Source organism: Sulfitobacter geojensis (assembly GCF_000622325.1).
GTDB lineage: Bacteria > Pseudomonadota > Alphaproteobacteria > Rhodobacterales > Rhodobacteraceae > Sulfitobacter > Sulfitobacter geojensis.
Genome location: NZ_JASE01000005.1, coordinates 311,699 through 327,226, shown reverse-complemented (window position 1 = coordinate 327,226; position 15,528 = coordinate 311,699). Strand labels below are relative to the sequence as shown.

Genomic DNA, 15,528 nt, shown 5'->3' with positions numbered 1-15,528 from the left:
AGGAAAAATGGTTAAGACAGCTTTAGCTGAACCAAATCCCGGCAATCATTTTGCAATCCTCCATATTCTCACACCTGACTAGCTAAGATGTGGCATTTTGTCGAGGGCTATGCACCGCGCAAGATCTCTTGCGCAGACAAGGTAAAGCCGGAATCGATCCAACGCTGTTCAAGCTGACGCAGCTTCTTTCCCAACGCGGGTCCTTGAAATTCGGGCATCAGATCGCTGGCCGTCACGGGAAATTTCGCCTCTGCGGCGCTTAATACAGTCTCTAGCAAGGCCCTTTCTGGCATTTGTTCGGCCAGAACCGCGCGCAGCAACACAGTGCTTTGCCCAACCTCGGTACCATATCGGTACGCGATTTCAGTAACCGGCGGACCCGAAAATCCGACCTCGCGCAGGACTGCGAGTTTTTGCGCATCTGCCTTGCTCAGCCGGAAGCGTGCTGCGAGGTCTTCCCCGCCCAACACAGCAAGCCGACGCTTCCAATCTGGCGCTATGCCCAGCGCGGTTTCCATATGGATCAAAATCGCGAGCATGCGGTCATCGGACCCCGGCAGAACTGTCGACAACACACCTGTCTGGCGCATCACCGCAACGGCAGGCGCGGGATCAGGCGCATTAAGCAATTTGACCATCTCTTGCCCGACACGTTCCGCTGAAAGTGTCTCTAACCCTTCAGTATTCGTCGATATTGCGGCCAATGCTTCCGCATCAAATCCTTCAACGGGATTTCCGTACCATGCCGAAAACCGAAAGAACCGCAGGATGCGAAGGTAATCTTCCTTGATCCGCGCATCAGGGTCTTCGATAAATCTGATACGCCGCGCCAATAGATCGCCCATACCGCCAAGCGGGTCGACGACCTGACCGTCGGGCGTTGCATATAGCGCATTCATGGTGAAATCGCGCCGGCGAGCATCATCGTGGATATTATCCGAAAACGCGACCACCGCATGTCGGCCGTCCGTTTCCACGTCCCGACGGAAGGTTGTGATCTCGAATGGGGTGCCCTTAACAACCACCGTGACCGTTCCGTGATCGATCCCCGTCGGAATGGCCTTGAGCCCTGCAGATGTCGCAAGCTCCATAACCTTTTCCGGATGGGCATTAGTCGACATATCGATGTCGCTGTCGGCCAGCCGCATGATCGCGTTGCGCACGCAGCCGCCTACAAAGAAAACATCATATCCCGCAGCGGTAATCACGGCGCAAACGTCCTGCGCTTCGGGGTTTTGCAGCCAGCTTGTGTCGGCTGGTATCATGTCATGCGGTCGGCCCATGCCCGCAGCATACGCGCAGTTGCGCCCCAGATGTAATAGGGGCCGTAGGGTACTGTGAAATAATGTCGCCGCGTACCGCGCCAGCGCCGTGACTGGATCACAAAATTCTGCGGATCCAGCACGTGATCCAAAGGTACGGAAAAGACTTCGTCAACTTCGCCCGGTTCCGGTTTGATATCAAAATCATCTCTAACAAGGGCAATCACAGGCGTAACGCTAAACCCTGTAACTGTCTCATGGGTTGGAAGCGTCCCCAAGACATCGACGATATCTTCCGGCAAACCGATTTCTTCGCGGGCTTCGCGCAATGCAGCAGCGATCACATCTGCATCGGTATCGTCCTGCTTGCCGCCAGGAAACGCGATCTGTCCTGGATGGTGCTTTAACGCCGACGAACGTTTGGTCAGCAGCAGATGCAGCCCGTCGTCGCGTTCGACAATAGGAGCGAGGACGCCGGCAGGACGCAACACACGATCTGCCGGCAGAACCGCTTCGGGGTTCAGATCAAAGTCGGAAGACTGCGTTCCCGACGAAGCCAAAGCGGCCCTGATATCAGAGATATGATCAGTCACCTGCGGGGGTTTCTGCTTCGAACCCTACTGTTTTCGGATCCAAATCGTAATGCGCCCCGCAGAATTGGCAGTCTGCTGTGACCCGTCCGTCATCTGTTGTCATATGGGCAATATCCTTGGCTGAATAAATCGACAGGCTTTGCCGCACGCGATCTGCCGAACAGGAACACCCGAACCGGACCGCTTGCGCGTCATAAACCCGCGGCTGTTCCTCGTGAAACAAGCGCAACAACAGATCGGATGGCGGCACGGAAGGACCGATCAGTTCAAGGTCTTCGACCGTATCAAGCAGGACGTTCACACGTTTCCAATTCTCGGCTTCTTCCCCGTCAACAAGATCATTTGCCGACAGCAACGCGCCCTCCCCTTCGGTTTTGGCGACGAAAGGCGAGGCCTTGGGCATGTGTTGCAACATCACGCCGCCTGCGCGCCAATGCTCGGGTTCGTTCGGGCCTGACGATTTGCCAAAGCTCAGCGAGAAACGCGTTGGCAACTGTTCCGACTGCGCAAAATAGGCCTCGGCACAGGCAGACAACGATCCACCTTCCAAGGGTGTAATTCCCTGATACGGCGTCATGCCCTCGCCCTGATCAATCATAATGGCGAAATATCCTTCGCCGACCTGATCAAACGGTGCTGCATCGGTCAAACGATCCGCATCATAGCTTGCATAGGCTCTGATCCGCGCGGAACCGCCTTCCTTTTCGGGGCCGTAGTAATCGGTGGCAATCATCCGCACAGGCCCTTTGGACTGCACTTGCAGTTGCAACTTCCACCGCAGTTTCATCGTCTGCCCGATCAGCGCCGCAAGCAAAGCCATCTCGGCAACCAATGCCTCGACCTGGGGTGGGTAGTCATGTTGGCTCAGAATTCCTTCAAGGACCCCGTCAAGCCGCCCGACACGACCGCGGATATCGCTGTGATCAAGCTGGAACGGCAGAACACTGTCATCCCATGCGATCTGGTTTCCGTGCTGATTGGGCGCTGTCATGGAGGGTTTCCTTATCTTGGGCCGCTTGGCATACCGCGTCTATATAGGCGCAGCAAGCGCAGGATAAAGGGGAACACGAATGATCAGACGCGTAGGCGCACCACCATTGGCGCAACAGCACTACCGCATGCGTCCCGGCGTTTACGCCATCTTGCCCCTCAAGCGACGGTTTTTGCTGACAGCACAGGTTACGGACAAAGTCGATGTTCAGCTGCCCGGAGGTGGCATTGATCCCGGAGAATCCCCTTTGCAGGCGCTACACCGCGAGGTTCTGGAAGAAATCGGTTGGCGTATTGCGACACCTCTTAGGTTGGGTGCGTTCCGCCGGTTTGTATATATGCCGGAATACGATCTTTGGGCCGAAAAACTGTGCCATGTCTATGTCGCACATCCCGTACGGCAGATCGCAGAACCGATAGAACCCGATCACATCACGCTGGTCATGTCGGGAAATGACGCGGTCGATGCCTTGGGCAACGCGGGCGATAGCATGTTCATGCGTCGGTTTATTGGCTAGGCGGGCCGCTATATTCGAACAGGATCGCAGAGACGTCGTCGGGAAATTCCTCGGTGCCGGCGAAACTGGACAGCTCCCACATCAAAGCCTCAAGCAAAGCATTCTGGCGAACACCGCCCATTTGTTCAATCATCGCGGTCAGCCCTTCCTCGCCCAGCATTTCACCACTGTTATCGGGGCATTCCGTGACCCCGTCCGACAACAACAACAAGCGGTCGCCGGCTGACAATTGCACATCAAACTGTGTAAAACTGACACCTTCGATCAAGCCCACGGGGAACCCGCCTGATCCAGATTGTTCCACCGACCCGTCCGCACGCTGGATTAAGGGATGCGGATGGCCCGCCTGTGCAATCGTAACGCGGCCACTTGCCATATGGACAAAGGCAAGCAGCAGGGTGAAATAATGCTCGGTATCCATCTCAGTAAGCACCAGATCATTCAGCTTTTCGATGACCTTCGCAGGTGGGTTTGTATGATACCTACCATCCGGCTGTCGGGACAGGGCGATATTCTGATCCGGTGCCGTGGCCGACAGATATCCGGCAAGCCGCGCCGTCATCAACGCCGAGCTGATCCCGTGACCGGACACATCGATGGCGAAAAGACCAAGCTGCCCGTCATCTGCGGGAAAGAACCCGACAAGATCACCGCCAACATGCCCCGACGACCGCAGCATCAATGAAAGATGCCCTTCCTCGAAACTGCGCTGTCGTTCTCGCAAAAGCGATTGCTGAAGCTTCTTCGCCTCAAGCAAATCCTGATCCAGCAAGTCATACACGCGTTGCAATTCGCCAAGCGTTTCACTGACCAACCTGTTTTTTAGGGAGAGTTCCCGTTGCATCCGCAAAATCCGTTCACCCGCCGTGATCCTTGCGCGCAACTCGTCGGCATCAACCGGTTTCGTCAGGAAATCATCGGCCCCTGAATCAAGTCCCTCTGCCACTTCGATCTTCTCGCTTTTAGAGGTGAGCAGGATGAAATAGGCGTAATCGTCTTGCGGCATCTCGCGCAGCGCACTGCAAAACTCGATGCCCGACATACCGGGCATGATCCAGTCGCTGACGATAAGGTCCGGCATCCGCTCTGCGCAGAATTCCAAAGCTTGGGCACCGCTTGCCGCCTCGGTCACGTCAAAGCCCCACTTGCCGAGCATTTTTGACAGAACCCGCCTTTGCAGCCGGCTGTCGTCAACGATCAGAATGCGATGGGGTCTGGCCTGTTGCGGCACCTCACCTGTCACCTTCGGGGCGCGTTGCCGGTGTTCCATCTTATTCCTGATCCAAAGCTCTCACTCCGGCTCTTTGGCAGACCTGCCTTAAGAGCAGGTGAAAGCCCAAAGTTGGATAAAATTGCGGACACAGGCTCGCGATTTTTTAAGCAAGATCAGCGAAACATGCGTTTCAAAAGGGGTGTTCTAAAGTGATTGATTGGGCGCAAGTAAAGAAACTGTGTCACGAAGTCGGCGCGGAGGATTTTGATGAAGTCATCGCGTTGTTCTTTGAAGAGGTGGCAGATGTGATCGACAAACTGGATAACCAAACGGACAGATCGGGTTTGGCAGAGGACATGCATTTCCTGAAAGGCAGCGCATTAACACTTGGCTTCACGCAGATGTCGAACCTGTGTCATAGCGCCGAAAAAACCGCAGCCACCGGCAATGCACAATGTGTCGACATTGGTGCGGTCATTCAGTGCTATGTAGACTCTAAACAGGCGTTCATGGCTGAATACCTTATGAAACTGGCCGCGTGACGCTACATTAGTTTATAAAAGTTTTCGACCTGAATGCCGCCAAAGGTGTCCATCGCTTTGGCACGTAGCATTTGCATCCCGGCAACCCAACGGTCGTGATCCTTCGCGCGATGTACAGCGTAGGTTTGGACCTCTGGATGGGACAGGATCAGGAACCGCCCGGCCTCTACCCCGTCAATCACTGCGGCCGCGACATCGTCCGCGGTTAGCAATGATGCTTGTTTCGAAGCATCCGCATCCGACATGCCCAACAAAGGCGTTGCCACATATTGCGGGCACACAACCGACGCGCCGATCCCGTCAGCACCATGCGTAATCGCCAGAGATTCAGCAAAGCTGACGGCCGCATGTTTGGTCGCTGAATAAGCCGCATCACCGATCTGGTTCAACAATCCGGCAGCAGAGGCAACATTCACCAGATGGCCAGATTTGCGTTCAATCATGCCCGGCAATAACGCCCGCGCCGCATAAACATGGCTCATCACGTGAACCTGCCAGTTCAGTTCCCAATGCGCATCAGACTGGGACGCCGCATGATCGGGATCGCCTTTACCCAAACCGGCGTTTGAAACGTAAATGTCGATGTCACCATGCGCTTTGGATGCTTCGGCGATCATAGATTTGATCTGTGTTTCGTCGCGCACATCGCAAACAATTGCCAAGCCACCGATTTCGTCGGCGACAGCTCTGGCTTTGTCCCCATCCAAATCGGACACGCAAACTTTCGCACCCTTGGCTGCTGCGTGACGGGCAATCGCCGCGCCGATGCCGCTGCCTGCACCTGTGACAATAACCGAACTGCCTTCGAACTTCATGGGTCTCTCCTTAGATCACAAACTGGGCGAGCGTTTCATCGTTGGTGATGTCGGTATAGGCGAAACCAGCCGTTTCGATGCGTTGGAACATCGCCGGAAAATTCTCCGGCGCGTCCGTCTCGATGCCGATCAGAACGGAACCGAAATTGCGGGCTGATTTTTTCATATATTCGAACCGTGTGATGTTATCGCTCGGCCCGAGTGCATCCAGAAAGTCCCGCAATGCACCGGGGCGTTGCGGCAAGCGTAGGATAAAGTATTTTTTTACGCCAGAATAACGCTGCGCTCGTTCTTTGACTTCGGGCAGACGTTCGAAATCAAAGTTGCCGCCGGATGCGATGCAAACCACTGTTTTACCTTTGATTTGCTCGGCCACTTCGCCCAGCGCCTCAAGTGCCATCGCACCGGCAGGTTCCAGAACGATGCCTTCGACGTTCAGCATCTCCACAATGGTGCAACATATCCGGTCTTCTTCCAACGCAATGACGTCCTCCGCACGGATCGGCTTGAGCCGTGCAAAGGTGCGCGTTCCGATTTTGGCCACCGATGCACCGTCAACAAAGGTATTTACCGGTGAAACATCCACGGGTTTCCCTTCGCTGATCGCGGCGGCAAGACTTTTGGCACCCTCGGGTTCAACAAATGTATAGCGGCATTCGGTATCGAAGTAGCTGAAGATACCTGCGGACAACCCGCCGCCCCCAACCGGCAGAATAATGTGATCAGGAACACGCCCCAACTGCTGCTCTATTTCGACAGCGACCGACGCTTGGCCTTCGATCACATCCTCATCATCAAAGGGGGACAGGAAATGCGCCCCTTCGCTGGCGCAAAATGTCTGGGCAGCCTCAAGCGTGGCATCAAAATAGTCACCAACAAGACGGATCTCGACCTGTTCACCGCCAAACATCCGCGTCTTCAGGATTTTCTGTTCTGGCGTGGTGACTGGCATAAAAATAACGCCCCTTACCCCGAAATGACGGCACATAAACGCCACCCCTTGCGCGTGATTGCCCGCAGACGCGCAAACAAACAGCGATTTTTCCGGGATCACCTTGCGCATGGCGTTGAACGCTCCGCGCAATTTATAAGACCGTACCGGGCTCAGATCCTCGCGTTTGAGGTAAATATCAGCGCCAAACCTATCTGACAGCAGTTCATTACGCATCAACGGGGTCTCGGGAAATACCGGCCGCATTTTGGCCGCTGCCAGGGTCGCCATCGCTTGAAAATTCTCGGTCACGGGTCCGCCTTTCGCTTTTGGCCCATCGTTAGGCCTGCGCGCACGACAGGTCAACGCGAGGGCAGCATCTTGCCCGCACCCACAAAACCCGATACCTCGCGTCTAATTGCCAAAGGAGCCGACCATGTTTGTCCCTAAAAAAGTTGTTCTCGCCTATTCCGGCGGTCTTGATACCTCGATCATTCTCAAATGGCTGCAAACGGAATACGGCTGTGAGGTTGTGACCTTTACCGCCGATCTGGGTCAGGGCGAAGAGCTGGAGCCCGCCCGCGCCAAAGCCGAAATGATGGGCGCGTCAGATATCTATGTCGAAGATGTGCGCGAAGAGTTCGTGCGCGATTTCGTTTTTCCGATGTTCCGCGCCAATGCTGTTTATGAAGGGCTGTATTTGCTTGGTACCTCTATCGCCCGGCCTTTGATCTCCAAACGACTGGTCGAAATTGCGGCTGAAACCGGTGCTGATGCCGTGGCACACGGGGCAACCGGCAAGGGCAACGATCAGGTACGCTTCGAACTGGCCGCTTACGCATTGAACCCCGACATCAAAGTAATCGCACCGTGGCGTGAATGGGACCTGTCCAGCCGGACCAAGCTGTTGGAATTTGCTGAAAAGAACCAGATCCCTGTCGCGAAAGACAAACGCGGCGAAGCGCCGTTCAGCGTGGATGCGAACCTGCTGCACACATCCTCTGAAGGTAAAGTGCTGGAAGACCCTGCAGTCGACGCGCCCGATTATGTTTATCAGCGCACGGTTAACCCGGAAGACGCCCCTGACACCCCCGAATATGTCGAGGTCGGTTTTGAACGCGGCGACGCAGTGTCGATCAACGGCGAGGCAATGTCCCCCGCGACAATCCTGACCAAGCTTAACGAGCTGGGCGGCAAGCACGGCTGTGGCCGTCTTGATCTGGTTGAAGGTCGCTTTGTCGGGATGAAATCACGCGGCATCTATGAAACACCCGGTGGCACCCTGTTGCTTGAAGCGCACCGTGCGATTGAATCGATCACGCTCGACCGCGGTGCCATGCACCTTAAAGACGAGCTGATGCCGAAGTATGCCGAATTGATCTACAACGGTTTCTGGTACAGCCCGGAGCGCACAATGCTGCAAGCAGCAATTGACGCCAGCCAAACCCATGTGACAGGCACCGTGCGCCTGAAACTTTATAAGGGACATGTGCGCACTGTTGGCCGCTGGTCGGATCACTCCCTGTACTCGGAGGCACATGTGACCTTTGAAGATGATGCCGGTGCGTACGATCAAAAAGACGCGGCCGGTTTCATCCAGCTGAATGCCCTGCGCCTCAAGCTGCTGGCGGCACGCGACAAACGCATGAAATGATAAAAAACAGGCCCGAACCATTCGGTCCGGGCCTCATACTCGTTACGCGTCAGAAAGTTTCAGCGAAACTTACTTCGCCTTCACAACTTTCATGACAAGCTTACCATCTGGTTTAATCGGGCCGTCTTCTTTGGCACCCAGAGTGTATTCAAATACGCCGGTTTTCATGCCGCCCTGTTCGGCGTGCACCATCAGCATCAACATTTCGCCGGATTTCACTTCTTCTTGCAGGATTGCTGCAACGTCGGTGTTTTCACCACCGCGCAGCGGGGCATAACCGACAACCGGACCGGGCTTCATTTCGGCGTCGGTGCGGTGCACAACCAGCCAACCGTTTTCGCCGGCAACTACTTTATCAGCGCTTACGACGCCGTTTGACACGTCCTGATCAGCGGCTTCAACCATAGGTGTCGCATGCGCAGCGGCAAAGGCCACGCCGGCAGCACAGGTAAGGGCGATTGCAGAACTCAATAGATATTTCACAGTGTATCTCCTCATTGGATGCAGAGAACCACGAGGCGATAAACCGGATAGTTTCAGAAGTTTTTCAATTCAAACAAATTTTCTTCATTTTCTGATAGTATGGCATCGCCTGATCCAGAAGCTCCGTCATTTCAGGGTCGAGTTCGGGCAAAGCGCCTTCTGCTCCGGCAAACCCGTTGCTTTGATGAACCGCATGATACCAGTGTTTTGCCCAAACTCCGTCTTCACTGCGCGGACCTGCGGGCCAGTGCAACATTGCCGGATCGAACGGCAGATCAATCGCCGCACAGAGTTTTCGTAACATTCCTTCTGGATCGGCACGGATATCAGTACTGTCGATAACCACACCGCCCAATGTTTCAAACAGACGTGCTTGCTGGCTAAACCCGATATCTTCCAATGTGGGAGCTTCGCGTTTGGCCGCATAGCTGGCAATGACCCGCGCAGGATGCCGGATCAGATGGACATGCACGCATCCCGCTGCCCAATCCATCGGAAACCCCTCAACCATGTGATGGGGCATATGTTTCATATAAAGGTGCGGTTCGCCGTCTCGCTGGCAGGCCACGCTCACCTTATCAGGGTCCGTTTCATGGGCCGCCAATATCTCTTCACGCATTGGGTGGATCGTGCCCGTCCTATCCAGATAGGGCGCATAAAACGGTTCATCCATCACTGCGAAATCACGCCGCGCGCCAAAACTATACATCATGGCCGTGCTAAGATTACGCGGCCCGGACCACATTGCGATACGCATCATTGTTTCCCTTTTTCGGGTGACGCTAGAAATGTTACGACCCGTTGCCAAGCGGTAAAGTACCATCACCACCGCGTGAGGCGTCCGCGTGCGACCTTGCCCAAAATCCGCGAGAAGCGCAGCATAGGGAAAAGGAGACAGACATGTTCAATATCTCTACGTTCAAACCCCTCGCACTTGCCGCCCTTATTTCTGTTGGGCTTTTTGCGCAATCTGGCGCTGCAAAAGCTGCTGAAACCGAAACCTTGACCGTCGCAGGTGGATGTTTCTGGTGTGTGGAATCCGATTTCGAATCTGTACGCGGTGTGAAAGAAGCTGTTTCCGGCTTTGCTGGCGGTAAAACGGCAAACCCGACCTATAAGCAGGTCACCAAAGGTGGAACGGGCCATTACGAAGTGGTCCAGATCCGTTTCGATCCCGCCGTTGTCAGTCGTGAAACCATTTTAAATATGTTCTTCCGGTCCATTGACCCCACGGACGCAGGCGGCCAGTTTTGTGACCGTGGCGAAAGCTATCGGAGCGCAATTTTCGCGGCCAACAACACACAGAAAGCGGCCGCTCAAAAAGCGAAATCAGAAGCACAAGCAGCGTTGGGGCAGAAGGTCGTGACACCGGTTTTAGGGGCCAGCACCTTTTATCCGGCAGACGATTATCATCAGGATTATTACAAAAGCAGCGACCGTTTGGCGGTGACTTCTGTTGGCTTGGGAGTGAAAAAATCAGTCGCCTATAAACGCTATCGCAAGGGTTGCGGTCGTGATGCGCGGGTCAAACAGCTTTGGGGGGCCGATGCCCCGTTCGTGAACTAGGAAAAATCGTGGTCCTGGACTTCTTTGAGGTCCGGGATCACATCTGCTGTACCGTTCCGCCCGACCATGAGCGCCCCTGCACGTTGGGCAAGATCAAGGGCCGTGGCCATATCAAATCCACGGTCCAGACCTGCGACCAGAAAACCGGTGAAAGTATCGCCCGCACCCGTTGTATCGACAACCTCAACAGGAAATGACGGAAAGCTCTGGACCGTATTCGCCTTGTTAGACACCCATTTACATCCGTCGCCGCCCAAGGTGATGACAATATCATCAACCGGCAGCTCCTTCAGGTCGCACCCTGTCGCTTCTTCCAATTGAGCAGCCTCAACCGCATTCAATATTAGTAAATCAACATGCGCGATCACCGTTTGCACCGCATCCGCAGAAAACGGCGCAGCGGCGTAAGCGACCCGTAGGCCCAGCGTTCTGGCCGTTTGCACTGCAAATTCCGCGCCGGTGGTTTCATTTTGCATCAAAAGAAAATCGTTTGGCGTTGCTTCGGAAAGGGCCGCACCAATCATCCGGTCGTCGACCTCATGGTTCGCACCTGAAAACAACACAATGTTGTTCTCGCCTTGCGCATCGACATTGATGTTCGCATGGCCTGTCGGTTGCTCGACAACGGATATGTGCTGCGTGTCGACTCCGTATTCCAGCAAGCGGTCCACTGCCCATTTTCCATCCGGCCCCACAGCGCCGATATGCACCACTCGGGCCGCGGCGCGGGCTGCGGCAACGGACATATTCGCCCCTTTGCCGCCTAAACCCTGTTGGAAACTATCCGCTGCAATGGTTTCCCCCGGCCCGGGTAAGTGGCTGAGATAATAGAAATTATCCGCGTTTATCGAGCCGAGGTTCCAGATCATCCGCCGACCTTACATGCCGACAGGATCGCCATGTTCAGAATGTCATTCGCGGTTGCTGCGGTTGAACATAGCTGAATGCTTTTGTCCAAGCCGGTCAGGATCGGTCCAATCACTGTCGCGCCGGCCATTTCCTGCATCAATTTAACCGAAATGCTGGCGGAATGTCGTGCCGGCACAACCAGAATGTTCGCAGGCCCCGTCAGCCGCGAGAACGGGTACTGCTTTTGAGCCGTCACGTTCAGCGCAACATCAACGGTCATCTCGCCTTCGTATTCGAAATCAACACCGCGACCGTCCAGCACTGTCGGAGCAAGGTGCATTTTTTCGGCACGTTCGGACACCGGATACCCGAAGGTTGAAAAGCTGACAAAAGCCACGCGCGGTTCCAGCCCCATATGACGGGCAACCGCCGCACCGCTTTCAGCGATGTTTGCCAAATCATTCTCGTCTGGCCATTCATGCACCAGCGTATCTGCGATAAACACGATCCGGCCTTTGTGCATCAATGCAGTGATGCCCGCCGCCCCATGTTTCGCGTTCGCATCAAACACATGGTTGATCCGTTCAAGCACATGCGCCGATTTGCGGGTCGCCCCCGTCACCAACCCGTCACCATGTCCATGCGCCAGCATAAGCGCGCCAAAAACATGACGGTCGCGTGCAGCAAGACGGTGAATATCCTTATGATCCTGCCCGCGACGCTGAAGCCGCCCGTAGAGGAAATTCTTGTACGTTTCCAAATGCTTGGTATTCGCCGCGTTCACAACCTCAAGCTCGCGCACCGCATCACTCATGCCTGCTTCTTCAAGCTTGTTTTTGACGTCATCAGGGCGGCCCACAACCAACGCTTTACCAAGCCCCGACCGCTGGTATGTCACCGCAGCCCGCAATACCCGTGGATCATCCCCTTCGGCAAAGATCATCCGCGCCTGAGCGGTCCGCGCACGGGCGTTGATCCCGCGCAGGATGTTTGCCGTCGGGTCCATCCGTGATTTCAGGTTCAGCTCATAGGCGTCCATATCGATGATCGGACGGCGCGCGGCCCCTGTGTCCATTCCGGCCCGCGCAACCGCAGGCGGAATACGCCAGATCAGGCGCGGATCAAAAGGTGTAGGAATGATATAGTCCCGTCCAAATGACAGGGTTTTCCCATAAGCAACCGCAACCTCATCGGGCACATCCTCGCGGGCGAGGTTGGCAAGAGCATGCGCGCAAGCGATTTTCATCTCGTCATTGATGGCACGGGCGTTAATATCAAGCGCCCCACGGAACAGATAGGGAAAGCCCAGCACGTTGTTAACCTGGTTCGGATAATCCGACCGGCCGGTTGCAACGATCGCATCCATGCGCACCGCATGGGCTTCTTCGGGTGTGATTTCAGGATCAGGGTTCGCCATGGCGAAAATCACCGGATTGTCGGCCATGCTGGCCACCATATCCGGCGTCACCGCGCCTTTGACTGAAACGCCAAGGAACACATCCGCGCCGTTCATCGCCTCTTCAAGACTGCGCAGTTCTGTGGTTGCGGCATGGGCCGATTTCCACTGGTTCATCCCCTCGGTGCGACCCTGATAGATCACGCCTTTGGTGTCACACATGATGCAATTGTTATGCTTGGCGCCCATCGCTTTGAGCAATTCAAGACAGGCGATGCCCGCAGCACCGGCACCGTTCAACACAATACGGACGTCTTCGATTTTCTTTCCAGAAATATGCAACGCGTTGATCAGACCGGCGGCGCATATAACTGCCGTGCCGTGTTGGTCATCATGGAACACCGGAATGTCCATTTCTTCCTTCAACCGTTGCTCGATGATGAAACACTCGGGTGCCTTGATATCTTCAAGGTTGATACCGCCGAATGTGGGGCCCATCAGCTTGACGGCATTAATGAACGCTTCGGTGTCTTCGGTGTCCAGTTCGATATCAATCGAATTCACATCCGCGAACCGTTTGAACAGAACCGACTTGCCTTCCATCACCGGCTTGGAAGCAAGCGCGCCCAGGTTACCCAGCCCCAACACCGCAGTCCCGTTCGAAATAACCGCCACAAGGTTACCCTTGTTCGTATAATCATAGGCCAGTTCAGGGTTTTGCGCGATTGCCTCGCAGGGGACGGCAACACCGGGCGAATACGCCAGCGACAGATCGCGCTGCGTCGTCATCGGTACGGTCGCGGAAATCTCGAACTTGCCGGGGGACGGTTCAAGATGAAAGGCAAGCGCCTCTTCGTCGGTAATTCTGTTTCTGGTCACGGGACGCACTTTCAGTTGTTTGACATGTCATATCTTTGATCGACACGACGTTCAATCGACCCGAACACCTATGCGACAAAGCGGACCCAGCTATGGTTTGAAACAAAGGCGTCATGCCGGTCGGGAAAATCGACTTTCAACCGAGCCAAGGCCCAGCGGATCACCTGCGGCCGCTCGCAATGGTTTGCACACCAAATCATACGTACCAGCGTTTGCCAGCGCCCCGGATCCGCTTTGTGTGCTAGATCCAGCGCAACCAACTCGGACTTCGGTTCGCCGAGTTTTTTGTGACAATCGGCCTTGATCAGGCACAGCCTGCCGTTGTTTCGCACCAAATCATCATGCTTTTCCAACAGGCCGATAGCGTGCTCTGCCCCGCCGACTTGCAAAACCTCTGTCGCAAGCTGGGCCAGCACGCGTGGTCTTTTCAAATCGGGATAATGGCCAAGGATCGTAACAATGAACGCCATCATCTGGGCAATCGCCTGCTTTGACAGGGATGCCGCAACGATACCGTCTTTATTAAAATCAGGCTCTAACAGTGGGTTTTCCGCTTTGAAATCACCGTAAAAGCTTATGTATTTGCACCGCGAGGCATGTGCCACAGGCCAGAAATCACCCCATCTGATTTGCGCGGTCTGCAAGGTGCCGATCTCAACAACATAGGTTTCAGGCGATGCAAAAAGCATATTGGTAAAGCCGGCACCGTGATAGGAAACCATCATTTCGGCGCGTGCCATCAGTGCAATTTGTTCAAGCGGACTCAGGCTTTCGAACACGACATATTCAAACCCGAACATTTCCAAATGCTCGAATAACAGATCCTCGCCTTCCAAGTGTCGCGCCCGGCTTAACCGCGTATCCCGACCGGCGAAAAAACGTTTCGGCAGATGCTCAAAGCTGTGTCCCTCTATCGCGCGCAAGGCCCGCTCGCGCAGGGCAAGCAGGTTTGAACTTACCGCATTCATCGACAGCGGCACGCGCGCCTGCATCGATCCAACCGCGCCCGGCTGATTTAATGCATCAGGCATGTGTTCGCCTAACCCATCAAAATCGGCGTCCGGCGCCATGTGATGCCCGCCTGCCAACTCAAACGCGGTGACAACTTTGGCATAGTCTTTGGGCACGCGTTCGAAAAATATTCTACCTTTAAATTCGGGAAACAACGCCTCGGCAAAGGCTTGTGCAAAAGGACGCTGTTTGTCCTCACTGTTGGGGAAATGAAAATAAATGTTGCCCTGAAAATCCAACCCGTCGAGGACTGTCAGCTGGGACAGCGATTCAGTGATGAAATGGAAGTAGTTAAACGTGTTCCGGCATACGATGGCGAAGGGCACATCACGCTCTAACAAGCCGGAATAAACCGGTATCTCTTTCCCTTCATTCTGCGCACGACAGGTTGAAAAAAACTCGTCCAGCCGCGCATCTGCGTCTATATCTGCGCCATTATTTTCCCAACGATACTGGTTGATCGCCCGCGTGCCGGCCGCCCCGCTAAGCACAACACGGTCGCGCGCCAAGGCAAAGGATTTGCGGAAATTCGCACGATCCAACATCACAGGAACCGAATTGAAAGCGACAGGCGTGGCGAAGGTTCGGTTCTTCTTTGTCCCCTTCAAATGCTGCTCGATCTTTTCGTTGATTTCCCTGTGCGCACTGGCGGCAAATCCTGCGATGTTCCCGCCTTTGATCGGACGCCAGTTATACTCCGGTTCAAGCAGCAGGCGAAAACCCGGATCCCGCCAAGGGTTCAGGAACAACACATCGGGGGGAAGCGTTAGATCAATTTTGTTGCGCATGATTTTTGCATGCTTTCTTGCTCGGAATTCCTTTGTTT

General features: G+C 54.9%; 15 protein-coding genes. 4 read left to right on the top strand and 11 right to left on the bottom strand.

Annotation, left to right across the window (positions count from 1 at the left end; translation table 11 throughout):
- Nucleotides 1-107: 107 nt before the first annotated feature.
- Genes Z947_RS0103620 through hslO form a run of 3 tightly spaced genes read right to left on the bottom strand, consistent with a single transcriptional unit; the run spans nucleotide 108 to nucleotide 2,846 of the window.
- Nucleotides 108-1,265, bottom strand: coding sequence for a CCA tRNA nucleotidyltransferase (locus Z947_RS0103620; RefSeq protein WP_025042952.1), 1,158 nt, complete (start codon nucleotides 1,263-1,265; stop codon nucleotides 108-110).
- Nucleotides 1,262-1,855, bottom strand: coding sequence for a CoA pyrophosphatase (locus Z947_RS0103615; protein ID WP_025042951.1), 594 nt, complete (start codon nucleotides 1,853-1,855; stop codon nucleotides 1,262-1,264). Before Z947_RS0103615 ends, Z947_RS0103620 begins: the two co-directional genes overlap by 4 nt.
- Nucleotides 1,848-2,846 carry an Hsp33 family molecular chaperone HslO gene (gene hslO / locus Z947_RS0103610; RefSeq protein ID WP_025042950.1) on the bottom strand — a complete coding sequence of 333 codons (999 nt, stop codon included), beginning with the start codon at nucleotides 2,844-2,846 and terminating at the stop codon, nucleotides 1,848-1,850. The genes Z947_RS0103615 and hslO overlap by 8 nt, the downstream gene beginning before the upstream one ends.
- Before the next feature lie 79 nt (nucleotides 2,847-2,925).
- Between hslO and Z947_RS0103605 the strand changes: the two genes are divergently transcribed.
- A complete protein-coding gene (locus Z947_RS0103605; RefSeq protein ID WP_025042949.1) occupies nucleotides 2,926-3,363 on the top strand; it encodes an NUDIX domain-containing protein in 438 nt (145 codons plus the stop codon).
- Here Z947_RS0103605 and Z947_RS0103600 read toward each other — a convergent pair.
- On the bottom strand, nucleotides 3,353-4,633 hold the full coding sequence (locus Z947_RS0103600; protein WP_025042948.1) for a PP2C family protein-serine/threonine phosphatase: 1,281 nt from the start codon (nucleotides 4,631-4,633) through the stop codon (nucleotides 3,353-3,355). The genes Z947_RS0103605 and Z947_RS0103600 overlap by 11 nt on opposite strands.
- 152 nt (nucleotides 4,634-4,785) lie before the next feature.
- Here Z947_RS0103600 and Z947_RS0103595 point away from each other — a divergent pair, with 152 nt between their 5' ends.
- Nucleotides 4,786-5,118 carry an Hpt domain-containing protein gene (locus tag Z947_RS0103595; protein ID WP_025042947.1) on the top strand — a complete coding sequence of 111 codons (333 nt, stop codon included), beginning with the start codon at nucleotides 4,786-4,788 and terminating at the stop codon, nucleotides 5,116-5,118.
- A gap of 2 nt (nucleotides 5,119-5,120) precedes the next feature.
- Here the strand turns inward: Z947_RS0103595 and Z947_RS0103590 are convergent, their stop codons facing one another.
- Together Z947_RS0103590 and ilvA are read right to left on the bottom strand one after the other, a co-directional pair.
- Nucleotides 5,121-5,933 (bottom strand): SDR family oxidoreductase, encoded by an 813-nt coding sequence (locus tag Z947_RS0103590; RefSeq protein WP_025042946.1) that lies wholly within the window; start codon nucleotides 5,931-5,933, stop codon nucleotides 5,121-5,123.
- Nucleotides 5,934-5,943: 10 nt separating this feature from the next.
- Nucleotides 5,944-7,155: a threonine ammonia-lyase IlvA gene (ilvA, locus tag Z947_RS0103585; protein WP_037939144.1), complete on the bottom strand. Its 1,212-nt coding sequence runs from the start codon at nucleotides 7,153-7,155 to the stop codon at nucleotides 5,944-5,946.
- Between the two features lie 145 nt (nucleotides 7,156-7,300).
- Between ilvA and Z947_RS0103580 the strand changes: the two genes are divergently transcribed.
- Nucleotides 7,301-8,518, top strand: coding sequence for an argininosuccinate synthase (locus tag Z947_RS0103580; RefSeq protein WP_025042944.1), 1,218 nt, complete (start codon nucleotides 7,301-7,303; stop codon nucleotides 8,516-8,518).
- 69 nt (nucleotides 8,519-8,587) lie between these two features.
- On the opposite strand, the gene Z947_RS0103575 is transcribed toward Z947_RS0103580, so the two are convergent.
- Together Z947_RS0103575 and Z947_RS0103570 are read right to left on the bottom strand one after the other, a co-directional pair.
- Nucleotides 8,588-8,923 (bottom strand): DUF7282 domain-containing protein, encoded by a 336-nt coding sequence (locus tag Z947_RS0103575; protein ID WP_247879320.1) that lies wholly within the window; start codon nucleotides 8,921-8,923, stop codon nucleotides 8,588-8,590.
- A 142-nt stretch (nucleotides 8,924-9,065) separates the two neighbouring features.
- Entirely contained in the window at nucleotides 9,066-9,758 is a 693-nt protein-coding gene (locus Z947_RS0103570; RefSeq protein WP_025042942.1) for a sulfotransferase-like domain-containing protein, read from the bottom strand.
- 143 nt (nucleotides 9,759-9,901) lie between these two features.
- Here Z947_RS0103570 and msrA point away from each other — a divergent pair, with 143 nt between their 5' ends.
- On the top strand, nucleotides 9,902-10,567 hold the full coding sequence (gene msrA, locus Z947_RS0103565) for a peptide-methionine (S)-S-oxide reductase MsrA (RefSeq protein WP_025042941.1): 666 nt from the start codon (nucleotides 9,902-9,904) through the stop codon (nucleotides 10,565-10,567).
- On the opposite strand, the gene Z947_RS0103560 is transcribed toward msrA, so the two are convergent.
- The 3 genes from Z947_RS0103560 to Z947_RS0103550 all read right to left on the bottom strand — a co-directional run bounded on the left by Z947_RS0103560 (nucleotide 10,564) and on the right by Z947_RS0103550 (nucleotide 15,490).
- Nucleotides 10,564-11,436, bottom strand: a complete 873-nt coding sequence (locus tag Z947_RS0103560; protein ID WP_025042940.1) for a ribokinase — start codon at nucleotides 11,434-11,436, stop codon at nucleotides 10,564-10,566. The genes msrA and Z947_RS0103560 overlap by 4 nt on opposite strands.
- Nucleotides 11,433-13,691, bottom strand: coding sequence for an NADP-dependent malic enzyme (locus Z947_RS0103555; protein ID WP_025042939.1), 2,259 nt, complete (start codon nucleotides 13,689-13,691; stop codon nucleotides 11,433-11,435). Before Z947_RS0103555 ends, Z947_RS0103560 begins: the two co-directional genes overlap by 4 nt.
- Nucleotides 13,692-13,759: 68 nt before the next feature.
- Nucleotides 13,760-15,490, bottom strand: coding sequence for a glycosyltransferase 61 family protein (locus tag Z947_RS0103550; protein WP_025042938.1), 1,731 nt, complete (start codon nucleotides 15,488-15,490; stop codon nucleotides 13,760-13,762).
- Nucleotides 15,491-15,528: the final 38 nt, after the last annotated feature.

What these genes read in the sequence shown, in the direction of transcription:
- Z947_RS0103550 (WP_025042938.1), bottom strand. Translation starts at nt 15,490, where the DNA reads ATGCGCAACAAAATTGATCTAACGCTTCCCCCCGATGTGTTGTTCCTG.
- Z947_RS0103560 (WP_025042940.1), bottom strand. Translation starts at nt 11,436, where the DNA reads ATGATCTGGAACCTCGGCTCGATAAACGCGGATAATTTCTATTATCTC.
- ilvA (WP_037939144.1), bottom strand. Translation starts at nt 7,155, where the DNA reads ATGGCGACCCTGGCAGCGGCCAAAATGCGGCCGGTATTTCCCGAGACC.
- Z947_RS0103580 (WP_025042944.1), top strand. Translation starts at nt 7,301, where the DNA reads ATGTTTGTCCCTAAAAAAGTTGTTCTCGCCTATTCCGGCGGTCTTGAT.
- hslO (WP_025042950.1), bottom strand. Translation starts at nt 2,846, where the DNA reads ATGACAGCGCCCAATCAGCACGGAAACCAGATCGCATGGGATGACAGT.
- Z947_RS0103600 (WP_025042948.1), bottom strand. Translation starts at nt 4,633, where the DNA reads ATGGAACACCGGCAACGCGCCCCGAAGGTGACAGGTGAGGTGCCGCAA.
- Z947_RS0103605 (WP_025042949.1), top strand. Translation starts at nt 2,926, where the DNA reads ATGATCAGACGCGTAGGCGCACCACCATTGGCGCAACAGCACTACCGC.
- msrA (WP_025042941.1), top strand. Translation starts at nt 9,902, where the DNA reads ATGTTCAATATCTCTACGTTCAAACCCCTCGCACTTGCCGCCCTTATT.
- Z947_RS0103590 (WP_025042946.1), bottom strand. Translation starts at nt 5,933, where the DNA reads ATGAAGTTCGAAGGCAGTTCGGTTATTGTCACAGGTGCAGGCAGCGGC.
- Z947_RS0103620 (WP_025042952.1), bottom strand. Translation starts at nt 1,265, where the DNA reads ATGATACCAGCCGACACAAGCTGGCTGCAAAACCCCGAAGCGCAGGAC.
- Z947_RS0103570 (WP_025042942.1), bottom strand. Translation starts at nt 9,758, where the DNA reads ATGCGTATCGCAATGTGGTCCGGGCCGCGTAATCTTAGCACGGCCATG.
- Z947_RS0103575 (WP_247879320.1), bottom strand. Translation starts at nt 8,923, where the DNA reads ATGGTTGAAGCCGCTGATCAGGACGTGTCAAACGGCGTCGTAAGCGCT.